Annotated in this window: 10 protein-coding genes; 9 read left to right on the top strand and 1 reads right to left on the bottom strand. The window is 51.8% G+C overall.

Going from position 1 to position 13,842, the window contains the following annotated elements:
* Positions 1 to 9: 9 nt before the first annotated feature.
* The 7 genes from nuoI to Dpoa2040_RS16265 all read left to right on the top strand — a co-directional run bounded on the left by nuoI (position 10) and on the right by Dpoa2040_RS16265 (position 8,945).
* Entirely contained in the window at positions 10 to 552 is a 543-nt protein-coding gene (gene nuoI / locus Dpoa2040_RS16295; RefSeq protein ID WP_012769140.1) for an NADH-quinone oxidoreductase subunit NuoI, read from the top strand.
* Positions 553 to 562: 10 nt separating this feature from the next.
* Positions 563 to 1,114 (top strand): NADH-quinone oxidoreductase subunit J, encoded by a 552-nt coding sequence (nuoJ, locus tag Dpoa2040_RS16290; protein ID WP_042871744.1) that lies wholly within the window; start codon positions 563 to 565, stop codon positions 1,112 to 1,114.
* Entirely contained in the window at positions 1,111 to 1,413 is a 303-nt protein-coding gene (nuoK, locus tag Dpoa2040_RS16285) for an NADH-quinone oxidoreductase subunit NuoK (RefSeq protein WP_168641926.1), read from the top strand. The genes nuoJ and nuoK overlap by 4 nt, the downstream gene beginning before the upstream one ends.
* Positions 1,410 to 3,260: an NADH-quinone oxidoreductase subunit L gene (nuoL, locus tag Dpoa2040_RS16280; RefSeq protein ID WP_168641925.1), complete on the top strand. Its 1,851-nt coding sequence runs from the start codon at positions 1,410 to 1,412 to the stop codon at positions 3,258 to 3,260. Before nuoK ends, nuoL begins: the two co-directional genes overlap by 4 nt.
* Positions 3,261 to 3,357: 97 nt before the next feature.
* Entirely contained in the window at positions 3,358 to 4,893 is a 1,536-nt protein-coding gene (gene nuoM / locus Dpoa2040_RS16275) for an NADH-quinone oxidoreductase subunit M (RefSeq protein ID WP_042871740.1), read from the top strand.
* A 6-nt stretch (positions 4,894 to 4,899) separates the two neighbouring features.
* Positions 4,900 to 6,357, top strand: a complete 1,458-nt coding sequence (gene nuoN, locus Dpoa2040_RS16270) for an NADH-quinone oxidoreductase subunit NuoN (protein WP_168641924.1) — start codon at positions 4,900 to 4,902, stop codon at positions 6,355 to 6,357.
* A gap of 407 nt (positions 6,358 to 6,764) precedes the next feature.
* Positions 6,765 to 8,945 carry a multicopper oxidase family protein gene (locus tag Dpoa2040_RS16265; protein WP_168641923.1) on the top strand — a complete coding sequence of 727 codons (2,181 nt, stop codon included), beginning with the start codon at positions 6,765 to 6,767 and terminating at the stop codon, positions 8,943 to 8,945.
* A 388-nt stretch (positions 8,946 to 9,333) separates the two neighbouring features.
* Here the strand turns inward: Dpoa2040_RS16265 and Dpoa2040_RS16260 are convergent, their stop codons facing one another.
* A complete protein-coding gene (locus tag Dpoa2040_RS16260; protein ID WP_168641922.1) occupies positions 9,334 to 10,215 on the bottom strand; it encodes a PhzF family phenazine biosynthesis protein in 882 nt (293 codons plus the stop codon).
* 214 nt (positions 10,216 to 10,429) lie between these two features.
* On the opposite strand from Dpoa2040_RS16260, the gene Dpoa2040_RS16255 reads away from it, so the two are divergent.
* Both Dpoa2040_RS16255 and hybO read left to right on the top strand, forming a co-directional pair.
* Positions 10,430 to 12,022, top strand: a complete 1,593-nt coding sequence (locus tag Dpoa2040_RS16255) for an ABC-F family ATPase (RefSeq protein WP_168641921.1) — start codon at positions 10,430 to 10,432, stop codon at positions 12,020 to 12,022.
* Positions 12,023 to 12,711: 689 nt separating this feature from the next.
* Entirely contained in the window at positions 12,712 to 13,839 is a 1,128-nt protein-coding gene (gene hybO, locus Dpoa2040_RS16250; protein WP_071604329.1) for a hydrogenase 2 small subunit, read from the top strand.
* Positions 13,840 to 13,842: the final 3 nt, after the last annotated feature.

Genomic DNA, 13,842 nt, shown 5'->3' with positions numbered 1-13,842 from the left:
GAATAAACCATGACACTGAAAGAACTTTTGATTGGTTTCGGCACCCAGGTACGCAGTATCTGCATGGTGGGTTCCAACGCGTTTAAAAAGCGTGAAACCAAAATGTACCCGGAAGAGCCGGTTAATCCACCGCCGCGTTTTCGTGGCCGTATCGTGTTGACCCGCGATCCGGACGGACAAGAGCGCTGCGTAGCCTGTAACCTGTGCGCGGTAGCTTGTCCGGTAGGCTGTATCTCCCTGCAGAAGGCTGAAATGAAGGATGGCCGTTGGTATCCGGAGTTTTTCCGTATCAACTTCTCCCGCTGCATTTTCTGCGGTATGTGTGAAGAGGCCTGCCCGACCACAGCTATTCAGTTGACTCCCGATTTTGAAATGGGTGAGTTCAAGCGTCAGGATCTGGTGTACGAAAAAGAAGATCTGCTGATATCGGGGCCGGGTAAATATCCGGAATACAACTTCTACCGGATGGCCGGTATGGCTGTTGATGGGAAAGAGAAGGGCGAAGCCGAAAACGAAGCCAAACCCATTGACGTTAAAGGCCTGCTGCCCTAAGGAGCCAAGCATGGAATTCGCTTTTTATGCGACTGCGATTATTGCGGTACTGGCAACGTTGCGTGTCATTACCCATACCAATCCAGTACATGCATTACTTTATTTGATTGTTTCGTTACTGGCGGTTGCTGGTGTGTTCTTCTCGCTGGGGGCGTATTTCGCCGGAGCGCTGGAGATAATCGTCTACGCTGGCGCCATCATGGTGTTGTTCGTCTTCGTGGTAATGATGCTGAACCTCGGCAATTCGGTGGATGAGCAAGAAAAGCTGTGGCTCAAACCGGGTGTATGGGTGGGGCCTGGAGTGCTTTCTCTGGTGCTGCTGGCCGTTATCGCCAAGGGAATTATCAGCGTCACTGACCAGAGCATTGTTGCTCATGTCGTCGATGCCAAAGCGGTGGGTATCAGCCTGTTTGGGCCGTATGTCCTGGCGGTGGAACTGGCGTCGATGCTATTGCTGGCTGGCCTGGTAGTGGCTTTCCACGTTGGCCGTGAAGACAAGCGCGGAGAGCTGATTGCCAAAGATCAGGATGCCGATAAGAAAATAACGGAGGAACGCGCATGATTCCGCTACAACATGGTTTGCTGCTGGCGGCCATCCTCTTTGTACTGGGGCTGACCGGACTCGTGATTCGCCGCAATCTGCTGTTCATGCTGATTTGTCTGGAGATCATGATCAACGCTGCAGCGCTGGCTTTTGTGGTCGCAGGGAGCTACTGGGGGCAATCGGATGGTCAGGTGATGTATATCCTGGTGATTACGCTAGCCGCAGCGGAAGCCAGTATTGGCTTGGCGTTGCTGCTTCAGTTGTATCGTCGCCGTCAGACCCTGAATATTGATACTGTCAGTGAGATGCGCGGATGAACTTACTCTACTTAACTATTCTATTTCCGCTGATCGGATTCCTGTTGCTGGCCTTCTCTCGTGGGCGCTGGTCGGAAAATATTTCCGCCACTATCGGGGTTGGGTCAATTGGGTTGGCTGCACTGGTAACTGGCGGAGTCGTGATGGACTTTCTCAGCCAGCAACAACCTGGCGGGGTGACTTTCTTCAGCCAGCACCTGTGGAGCTGGATGACGGTAGGCAAGTTCGACATCGGCGTGACGCTGGCACTGGATGGTCTGTCTTTGACCATGTTGTCAGTAGTAACCGGTGTGGGCTTCTTCATTCATTTGTTCGCTTCATGGTACATGCGCGGTGAAGAGGGGTATTCCCGTTTCTTCGCCTATACCAACCTGTTTATCGCCAGCATGGTTGTGCTGGTGCTGGCGGACAACCTGTTGCTGATGTACCTCGGCTGGGAAGGGGTGGGGCTGTGCAGTTACCTGCTGATTGGTTTCTACTACACCAATCCGAATAATGGTGCTGCGGCGATGAAAGCCTTCATCGTGACCCGCGTGGGTGACGTATTTCTGGCATTTGCGCTGTTTATCCTTTACCGCGAGCTGGGTACATTGAACTTCCGCGATCTGATGGTGTTGGCACCTCAGCATCTGGCCGAAGGTTCTCCTGTAATTACTTGGGCAACGCTAATGCTGCTGGGTGGCGCAGTGGGTAAATCTGCTCAGTTGCCGTTGCAGACCTGGCTGGCGGATGCGATGGCAGGCCCGACACCGGTTTCCGCGTTGATCCACGCTGCAACCATGGTGACTGCAGGCGTGTACCTGATCGCCCGTACCCACGGTCTGTTCCTGCTGGCACCGGATGTGTTGCATCTGGTCGCTAATGTGGGTGCCGTTACGCTGCTGCTCGCGGGATTCGCTGCACTGGTGCAGACCGATATCAAGCGTGTGCTGGCCTACTCCACCATGAGTCAGATTGGTTATATGTTCCTGGCGCTGGGTGTACAGGCGTGGGACGCCGCCATCTTCCATCTGATGACTCATGCGTTCTTCAAAGCGCTGTTGTTCCTGTCGTCCGGTTCAGTCATTCTGGCCTGCCATCACGAACAGAACATCTTCAAGATGGGAGGGCTGCGTAAAACCATTCCGCTGGTATATGCCTGCTTCCTGGTAGGTGGTGCTGCGCTGGCTGCGTTGCCGATGGTAACTGCCGGTTTCTTTAGTAAGGATGAAATCCTGGCAGGCGCCTGGGCTAACGGCCATATTAATCTGGTGATTGCCGGTCTGGTGGGGGCGTTCATGACATCGCTGTACACCTTCCGGATGATTTTTATCGTGTTCCATGGTGAAGCAAAAACCAAAGCTCATGCAGGCAAGGGAATATCCCATCACTTGCCGTTGCTGGTGCTGTTGGTACTGTCCACTTTCGTTGGCGCTCAAATTGCTCTGCCGCTGCATGGTGTTCTGCCTGCTACAACTGAGCTTGAGCATGGTCAGGTCATGACGCTGGAAATTGCCTCTGGCGTGGTAGCCATTGCCGGTATTCTGCTGGCGGCTGCGTTGTGGCTGGGCAAACGTCAGTTGGTGACCCGTGTCGCCAACAGTGCGCCGGGTCGCTTCTTCTCAACATGGTGGTTCCATGCATGGGGATTCGACTGGTTGTACGACAAGGTGTTTGTCAAACCGTATCTGGCTATTGCGACACTGCTGCAACGTGACCCGCTTAATGCGTTGATGAATATTCCAGCCATGCTGACCCGTTGGGGTAACCGTGCGCTGATTGTCAGCGAGAATGGGCAGGTACGCTGGTATGCCGCCTCAATGGGTATTGGCGCTGTGGTGGTGCTGGCGCTGCTGTTGCTGGTTTAAGCAATGCGGTAATGCAGAGGGGCGGGGCACTTGATAATTAGGTGGCCCCGCAGGCAGCAAGTTTTTCGTTTTCTTTAATTTAGGGACACAAAACGCCATGCTACTACCTTGGCTGATTCTTATCCCCTTTATCGGCGGCCTGCTGTGCTGGCAGCTCGAGCGTTTCGGCACGCGTGTGCCACGCTGGATCGCGCTGATTTCCATGGGGCTGACACTGGCGCTGTCATTGCAGCTGTGGCTGCAGGGTGGCTTTTCGCTGGCGACACCGACGGGCCTGCCGCAATGGCAGTCGGAGTTCGTGCTGAACTGGATACCCCGTTTCGGTATCTCTATTCATCTGGCGCTGGATGGCCTGTCGTTGCTGATGGTGGTGCTGACCGGCCTGCTGGGCGTGTTGGCGATTCTCTGTTCCTGGCGTGAAATTCAACGCTATCAGGGCTTCTTCCATCTCAACCTGCTGTGGATTCTCGGTGGCGTTATCGGTGTTTTCCTTGCCATCGACATGTTCCTGTTCTTTTTCTTCTGGGAAATGATGCTGGTACCGATGTACTTCCTGATAGCTCTGTGGGGGCACAAAGGTTCAGATGGCAAAACCCGTATTGCGGCAGCGACAAAGTTCTTTATTTATACCCAGGCAAGCGGCCTGGTAATGTTGATAGCGATTCTGTCGCTGGTGTTCGTACATCATAACGCTACCGGCGAATGGACTTTCGATTATTCCCGTCTGTTGAAAACGCCGATGTCCTACGGACTGGAATATGCGCTGATGCTGGGTTTCTTCATCGCGTTTGCGGTGAAAATGCCGGTGGTGCCGCTGCATGGCTGGCTGCCGGATGCGCACAGCCAGGCACCGACCGCAGGTTCCGTTGACCTGGCAGGTATTCTGCTGAAAACGGCTGCTTACGGCTTATTGCGATTCAGCCTGCCGCTGTTCCCGAACGCTTCCCACGACTTTGCGCCGGTCGCTATGTGGTTGGGGATTATCGGTATTTTCTACGGCGCCTGGATGGCCTTCAAACAGACTGACATCAAACGCCTTATCGCCTACACCTCGGTGTCACATATGGGCTTTGTGATGATTGCCATCTATACCGGCAGTCAACTGGCTTATCAGGGCGCAGTGGTGCAGATGATCGCCCATGGTCTGTCTGCTGCAGGTATGTTCATTATCTGTGGTCAGATGTATGAGCGCCTGCACACCCGCGACTTGCGCCAGATGGGCGGTTTGTGGGGACGTATTCGTTATTTGCCGGCGCTGTCACTGTTTTTTGCCGTAGCGACGTTGGGGATGCCGGGGACCGGTAACTTTGTCGGCGAATTTATGATCCTGTTTGGCAGCTACCCGGTAGTACCGGTGATTACGGTGATTTCGACTTTCGGTCTGGTGTTTGCTTCCGTTTATTCGCTGGTGATGATGCAGCGCGCATTCTACGGCGCCGCTAAATCGGACGAGCCGCTGCAGGGCATGACCGTGCGTGAACTGTCACTCATTCTGTTGCTGGTGGTGCTGCTGGTGCTGCTGGGGGTTTATCCACAGCCGATCCTGGATACGTCCAGCGCGGCGATGGCTAATATCCAGCACTGGTTTACGTCATCGGTTCAGAGTTCAACAATTTCAACGACAGGGCTGTAATTCGCCATGACAATAACTCCTCAACAACTGATCGCGATGTCGCCACTGTTAATCGTCGGATTGACAGTCGTGGTTGTGATGCTGTGCATTGCGTGGCGACGCAACCATTTTGTCAACGCAACGCTCACGGTCATTGGCCTGAACATTGCGTTGTTATCTCTGTATTTGGTCGGCCAGGTTGGGCCGACCGACGTCACTCCACTGATTCGGGTTGACGGATTCTCAATGTTCTATACCGGTCTGGTGCTGGCGGCGAGTCTGGCGACCAGTACTTTTGCCTATCCATGGCTGGAAGGTTATCCGGACAATAAGGACGAGTTCTACCTGCTGGTGCTGATTGCTGCACTGGGCGGTATCCTGCTGGCAAGCGCTAATCATCTGGCCGCTTTCTTCATCGGTATCGAGCTGATTTCCCTGCCGCTGTTTGGCATGGTGGGGTATGCTTTCCGTCAGAAACGTTCGCTGGAAGCAGCCATCAAATACATGCTGTTGTCTGCCGCCGCGTCCTCGTTCCTGTTGTTTGGCATGGCGTTGGTATATGCCGATTCCGGCAGCCTGAGTTTCGCCAGCCTTGGCAAAAGCCTGAATGATCACCAGTTGCACGCGCCGTTGTTGCTGGCAGGCCTTGGTATGATGCTGGTCGGGTTGGGCTTCAAGTTGTCTCTGGTGCCGTTTCATCTATGGACCCCTGATGTCTATCAGGGGGCACCTGCACCCGTTTCCACCTTTCTGGCGACTGCCAGCAAAATCGCTATCTTCGGTGCGGTAATGCGTCTGTTCCTGTACGCACCGCTGGCGGATAGTGAGTCAGTTCGCACCACGCTTGGCGTAATTGCCTTTGCGTCTATCTTGTTTGGTAACCTGATGGCGGTAGCGCAGAGCAACATCAAGCGTCTGCTGGGGTATTCCTCTATTGCGCATTTGGGTTATTTGCTGGTGGCGCTGATTGCTGTACAAACACATCAGCTGGCGCTGGAAACTATCGGTGTCTATCTGGCCGGTTACCTGTTTAGCAGTCTGGGGGCATTTGGTGTGGTTAGCCTGATGTCCAGTCCGTACCGTGGTCCGGATGCGGATTCGCTGTTCTCGTACCGTGGTCTGTTCTGGCATAAGCCCATTCTGTCTGCAGTGATGACGGTGATGATGCTGTCGCTGGCAGGTATTCCGATGACACTGGGCTTCTTCGGTAAATTTTACGTGTTGGCGGTAGGTGTGAATGCGCACCTGTGGTGGCTGAGTGCGGCGGTGGTAGTCGGTAGTGCTATCGGCCTGTACTACTATCTGCGTGTTTTGGTGAGTTTGTATCTGAGCGCGCCGCAAACCCTGAACCGTGATACGCCAAGCAACTGGGCGCTGACCGCAGGCGGCGTTGTGGTACTGATTTCATCGATGCTGGTGTTGATTTTGGGTCTTTACCCGCAGCCGCTGATCTCACTGGTGCAATTGGCGCAGCCGCTGATGTAATCTATCAGTATCGTCATACAGAAAGCCGCGAATATCGCGGCTTTCTTATTTATTACGCGTTGATTATCTTTACCTCACTACGTTGTTCCCCAATATTATTTTTAATCTTAATTTTTCTTCTTTTTAAACAGTTATCAGCTTCTATTGTCTGTAGAAAGATATCGATACAGAGTCTTCAGGCGGTTTGGGGCGATATCTGATTGTCTGGCATTATCGTGTTATTTACTTTCCTTAACTTCCTTACATGCACTTCCAGCTTGGAAATAATACAACGCTTTTCTATTTATAGTCCTTATACGATGGGTTTGAGAGTGAGTGGGTTATTTGTCTATTAAATTCAATGAATAATGAATTAAATCAGGTATAAGGATAGTGAAATGACAAACTGTGAGAAAATGAGATACAAAATGACACCCCGGTTTTTTTTTATTTTCCTACTAACATTGTTGGTATTTGATAGTCGAGCTGATGGTGTGTCGATAGAGAATGAAAATACACAAAATGAAGAGGCTGGCTTTTTATTCGAAAATCCGCCTCATTTGCAGCGATTGGTCAAGCCGCTATTACAGAATCACTTTAGCGGTATTCAGGAGGAAAATAGGGAAAAATATTATGAGCTGGACGTCGGGTATGTGGATGGGCGAATTTATGATCCGTCACAAAATCGCTTTCAGAAGGTGCACTTGCGTGGATACACCGGCAGTACGGATAGACTACCGGTTATCGGCGCGCCGTTTGTTGCGCCACAGATAGATGTTATGCCAGGTGATACAGTAAGGATTCTGCTTAAAAATAATTTGCCGGTGGATAGTAGCTGTCAGCCGCATCAAATGGGGAGCGGAAATGAGTCATCAATGCTGATGCATTCTCATTCTACCATGGCACAGCCGGCCTCAGGCGCGTCGCTATCATCATCGGCGTTGTCCAATTCACCCCACTGCTTTAATGGCACTAACCTGCACGCCCACGGTATATGGATCAGCCCGACAGGTAACAGTGACAATGTGCTACTGTCGGTGAATCCGGGCAACAGTTTTGAATACCAGTACAACTTCTCGCAGGATATTCCAGCCGGTACTTTCTGGTATCACACTCACCGACACGGCTCTACCGCGTTGCAGGTTTCCAGCGGCATGGCGGGAGCGCTTATTGTGCATGGTGACCGCAAGCCTACCGCGTTGTCGAATGGCGATTTGGACACGCTGCTGATTGACCCCGACAGCCGGCAACCGTTCCCGGAACACACGGTATTGTTCCAGCAGATTGAGTATGCCTGTCTGGGGCGGGATGGAAAGTTGAAACGGGATCAGAAGGGTAATATTAACTGGGATTGCCGCCCTAACGAGACGGGTGTCATTGAAGATTACGCTCAGTTTGGTCCTGGCACCTGGCAGGCATCCGGTCGCTGGACCAGCATTAACGGCGTGGTATTGCCAACCTTTAAAGCGACTACCGGGCAGGTCGAGCGCTGGCGGCTGATTCACGGCGGCGTACGGGAAACCATCAATGTGGAATTCCGTAAGATAAAAGCAGGCATGAATCTCAATGAATTACATCGCAAAACTCATTTTGGCAAATTACGCCGTCAGGATGTTGATGCACTGATTAACGAGCTTTGTTCTGGTGAAAAGATCCCTTTCCAGGTGGTCGCTGCTGACGGATTAACCATGTCTCATTCTCTGACGGCGGAGAAGGTGACGTTACAGCCGGGGTATCGTTATGATCTGCTGACGATGTTTCCACAGGCAGGCGGTTATTGCATGATCCAGCCAGCGCAATCAAGGACGGGTAGCATTAGCGGTAAGGCTCAGGGTAACAGCTTGCTGGGGTTGGTTTCCGTATCTGGCACGGATAATATCGCGGTGCAGGATTTTGTGCCTACCTTACGCCGTAAGCTGACGTATTCAGCGCAGAAATTGATGCCTGAAGAGGTGAGGCAGAACATTGTTGATGAGCTGAATCGTAGCGATAACCAGATCTATCTCACCCGGTTCGCACCACATACGCGTGATGTGAGTGATGAAGAGATTGCCGGTCAACCAAAACAGAAAATCGTCTTTTTTGCTGGCGGTACGCAACCGAATAAAGCCAATATCTTCGCTATCGGCCATGACTTTGGCGTGGAGAAAGTGAACGGTGTATGGTTGCCGAAACAGCTCAACGCTTATGATCCTAAGCGCATTGATATGACGTTGCCATTATGGGCATCGCAAGAATGGGAACTGCGTTCATACAGTGTCAGCCATCCATTTCATATTCACGTGAATCCGTTTCAGATTGTGGCGATTTACGATCCTCAAGGGCGTGATGTCAGCTTGCCTGGTGTTACAGAAGCCGATGGCGACAGCCAGTTTGCTGGCTTGAAAGGGCAGTGGAAAGACACGATTTTCGTCAAAACTAATTTGCTGCCCGGCCAATTGACCGGTAAGCCGCAAAACTATTACCGCGTATTGTTAAGAACTCGCTATCAGCGCTATATCGGTGAGTTTGTACTGCACTGCCACATTTTGGATCACGAAGATCAAGGGATGATGGAAAATGTCGAGATTGTGCTGTCACAGGAGCAAAAAGCAGCGCATCGCCAGTGAAATCATCAGGAATCAGCGATGGGGATGACGAATGTTGTGGGGTAATGCTGAAAAGGGATGAAAAAACTAAAGCCGCCTGAATGCAAAAAGGCGGCTTTTAGTCTGCGGCGTTCATATCAAAACGGGCTAATGATGGAACCAATACGTTCGCAGTAGCCAACGTAGATATCGCCCAGTTTTTTGAAAAAATTGATCAATGAGCTCATGGTTGTCTCCATTATCGTCGTTAGTGTTTTATGTGATGCTTGTCACGGTTTTGATGATAATGGATAGAAAACGTCATTTCAACTTTTTTGTGACAAAAGTCACATTATTATTACGGCGATGTCATCGTGAGGTGAGTCACGGGCCGTCGTTTTGGCAGCGCTCCAACTGACAGAAATGTGCGTTATAAGGTAATTTCACCGTTAATCAACGTGTTACTGTGACCACCAATCCATGGCTGGCCGTCAATATAGGAAACATTGACCCGGCCATCGCGGTATAGCATGGTGCCCTGACGTACCCGATAACCGAGCTTGTGGTCCGCTTGTTCCGGCAACGAGCTGTGCTGAATCACTCTGGCGATACAGGCGTTGGCACTGCCGGTCACCGGGTCTTCCACCACCGTATCATTGATCATAAAAAAGGCTCGTACTTCATAGTCGGTTGGGTTGCCGTTGTCGTGCGGTCCGTAGATCGCTACGCCATTGGTTTGGCCGAGTTGCTGCAAGCGTTGCAGATGAGTGGCGTTAGGACGAGCCTCCAGGCAGGCGCGCGCGCTTTCCATTCGTACCGTCAGCCAGCGGATCCCCATCTGTACGTTGACCGGGCGATGGCCCGGATGACGTAAATGGCTGCCGATCGCACTATCGAGCAACGCGTAATATTGCGGGTCAAGTTCTGTCATCGTGGCGTCCGGTGCGTGAAACGCAAGTTGGCCATCATCGCCAATCACCACCGGCACTAACCCGATACCGCATTGCTGGATGAGTTGATGCGGTACATGCGGTGTCAGGCCAGACTCCAGCAGTGCATGTGCCGTCCCCAGCGTTGGATGACCCGCGAACGGCAACTCTTCCGATGGGGTGAAAATACGCACCCGATAATCGGCCAGTGGGTTGTCCGGCGGCAGAACAAACGTGGTTTCCGATAAATTGGTCCAGTGAGCAATGGATTGCATCTGTTCATCGCTGAGGCCGTCGGCGTCCAGAATGACGGCCAGCGGATTGCCTTTAGCGGGATGAGAGCTGAACACATCGACCTGTTTAAAACGGCGTGATGACGGCATCTGATTTTTTTCCTTCTGCGATTCGTGACAATGCTCATTATGTACGCCTGACCATGTGCTGTCGTGTCTATTGTCGGCTGTGGGCAGCGCAAGGGAACGTAAAGGAGAGAGGTGACATTATGTTTGATTAAAAAATGTACGATGATCGCCGGGATTCTGCCTCCCGATTGTGGCATAATGCGCGCCAAATCACATTCCTAATCGAGTAAGTGCTGTGCTGGTAACCAATAATATTACGATGCAATTCGGCAGTAAGCCGTTGTTTGAGAACATTTCTGTCAAGTTCGGCGGCGGTAACCGCTATGGATTGATCGGCGCCAACGGCTGCGGTAAATCCACATTCATGAAGATCCTCGGCGGCGATCTGGTGCCGAGCGCGGGCAACGTCGCTATCGATCCGAACGAGCGGATTGGTAAATTGCGTCAGGATCAGTTCGCGTTTGAACAATACAGCGTGCTGGATACGGTGATTATGGGGCACGTCGAACTGTGGGAAGTGAAAGAGGAACGTGACCGTATTTATGCGCTGGGTGAAATGAGCGAAGAAGATGGCTACCGGGTGGCTGATCTGGAAGTCAAATACGGCGAGATGGACGGTTACAGTGCTGAATCGCGCGCGGGTGAACTGCTGTTGGGAGTGGGCATTCCGCTGGAGCAGCACTACGGGCCAATGAGCGAAGTTGCCCCAGGTTGGAAACTGCGTGTGCTGCTGGCGCAGGCATTGTTCTCCAATCCGGATATTCTGCTGCTGGACGAACCGACCAACAACCTGGATATCGATACCATCCGCTGGCTGGAGCAGGTGCTGAATGAACGTAACAGCACGATGATCATCATTTCCCATGACCGTCACTTCCTTAATATGGTCTGTACCCATATGGCGGATCTGGACTACGGCGAGCTGCGCATTTATCCCGGTAACTACGACGAGTACATGACAGCAGCAACACAAGCGCGTGAGCGTCTGCTGGCGGATAACGCGAAGAAGAAGGCACAGATTGCCGAATTGCAGTCGTTTGTCAGCCGTTTTAGCGCTAATGCCTCCAAATCGCGTCAGGCGACTTCCCGTGCGCGTCAGATAGAGAAAATCCAACTGGAAGAAGTGAAGGCATCCAGCCGTCAGAACCCGTTTATTCGTTTCGAGCAGGACAAGAAACTGTTCCGTAATGCGCTGGAAATTGACGGACTCACGAAAGGCTTTGATAACGGGCCGCTGTTCAGCCAGATAAAAATGTTGATTGAGGTGGGTGAAAAGGTGGCGATTCTCGGTACTAACGGTATCGGTAAATCCACCTTGCTGAAAACACTGGTTGGTGAACTAGCGCCGGAATCCGGCACCGTCAAATGGTCGGAAAACGTGCGTATTGGTTATTACGCTCAGGATCACGAGTACGAATTTGACGGCGACTTGACGGTGTTTGACTGGATGAGCCAGTGGAAGCAGGAGAGTGACGACGAGCAGGCGGTACGCAGCGTGTTAGGGCGTCTGCTGTTTTCTCAGGATGATATCCGCAAGAAGGTCAAGGTGCTGTCCGGTGGTGAAAAAGGTCGGATGCTGTTTGGCAAGCTGATGATGCAAAAACCCAATATTCTGGTGATGGACGAACCGACCAACCACCTGGATATGGAATCCATCGAGTCGCTGAATATGGCGCTGGAATTGTATCAGGGCACGCTACTGTTTGTGTCGCATGACCGTGAATTCGTCAGTTCGCTGGCGACCCGCATTGTGGAAATCATGCCGGGTAAAGTGATTGATTTCAGCGGCAGTTATGAAGATTATCTGCGTAGTCGCGGAATCGAATAATATTCTGTGTTTCCAGAAAAAGCAGTCGCCTGTCGGCTGCTTTTTTTATTGGCTAAAATGTGAAACAGGATGAGGAACATCCTGAATAAAAAACAACCGCAGCGTACAATTTTATCTTTCGGTTCAACAGCGATATTATCTGGCGATTTTACTTTTAAAAGTAAAGTATCTAATGTAGCTATATTGGTTGGTGAAGACATGATGAATGTATACCCGTCATACTTCAAGTTGCTGGTGCGTTGGCTGCCCTCGCTCACCCCAATCACTTACTTGAGTAAGCTCCTGGGGATTCACTCGGTTGCTGCCTTCCTGCAACTCAAATTATTTAGGGTATAATTCAATAACAATAAAATAAAACCCACCAAAGAGGACATTGATTGAAATGATTAAAAATCAAATGGATAATAATTTTATTATAACTGATATAAGTTACAGTTAAATCGATTAAGCTACTGTAGTTCACAGAAAAATATTTGCTTTGTTACGTGTTGAGATGCCTTCTCATTTAATTTGGCAGATTGCGCGTTCGAAAAATAAATATCGCGGAGATCCTCACAGAAGACACATAAATAAAATGGTTATTCCCCGGCCAATTGATAGAGATCAAGTTGGTGATGTTATTCCCCTCATTATTCTATGCCGGCACGGAAATGTGTTACTCCGACTTGGCTACAGGAGAATAATAAAGAATGAATGGGGAAAATATGATGCTTTCCCGTCACGGCATCAATCGCCGCGATTTTATGAAGCTATGTGCCGCACTTGCCGCCACCATGGGGTTGAAAGAGGCCGCCGCCGCAGAAATGGCCCAGTCACTGACGTCTCCCCAGCGTCCGCCGGTGATCTGGATTGGCGCACAGGAATGTACCGGATGTACGGAATCCCTGCTGCGTTCGACCCACCCGACCATTGAAAATCTGCTGCTGAATACTATCTCGCTGGAATACCACGAAGTCCTCTCCGCCGCGTTTGGTGAGCAGGCGGAAGAAAACAAACACCGTGCTATCGAACAGTACAAAGGTAAATACGTACTGGTGGTAGACGGTTCCATTCCGCTAAAAGATGGCGGTATCTACTGCATGGTGGCCGGCAAGCCGATTGTCGAGCACATCCGTGCCGCTGCCGAACATGCCGCCGCCATTGTCGCCATTGGTTCCTGCTCTGCCTGGGGCGGGGTGCCAGCCAGTGGTTCTAACCCGACGGGGGCCGCTAGCTTGCAGACGGTGCTGCCGGGTAAAACCGTTATCAACATTCCTGGGTGCCCACCCAACCCGCATAACTTCCTGGCGACGATAGCGCACATCATCACTTATCAGCGTGCGCCAGCGCTCGACAGCCAGAATCGCCCCTCCTTCGCCTATGCTCGCCTGATTCACGAAAACTGCGAGCGCCGTCCACATTTCGATGCCGGTCGTTTCGCCAAAGAGTTTGGCGATGAAGGGCACCGTCAGGGGTGGTGCCTCTACCATCTGGGGTGTAAGGGACCGGAAACCTACGGCAACTGTTCAACGCTGGAGTTCTGCGACGTAGGCGGCGGTATCTGGCCGGTGGGGATTGGTCATCCGTGTTATGGCTGCAACGAGCAGGGCATCGGGTTTACCAAGGGTATTTTCCAGTTGGCTAACGTGGAAAATCCGACGCCGCGTGTTGAAAAGCCGTTGGTGACCAGCCCGGAAGGCGGTAACAGTTCTGCGACGGCCACCGGGCTTATCGGCGGCGTACTGGGGGCGGTAGCCGGTGTGAGCCTGATGGCCGTGCGCGAATTAGGTCGGCAGAAAAAACAGCAGGACGCCGGCAACGCATCCCAGGAGGGCTAAGCC

Origin of the sequence: Dickeya sp. CFBP 2040, from assembly GCF_012273755.1 — a bacterium.
In the GTDB taxonomy this organism is placed as follows: domain Bacteria; phylum Pseudomonadota; class Gammaproteobacteria; order Enterobacterales; family Enterobacteriaceae; genus Dickeya; species Dickeya poaceiphila.
The sequence above is the reverse complement of the archived record's forward strand: the minus strand, read 5'-3'. Positions and strand labels throughout refer to the sequence as shown.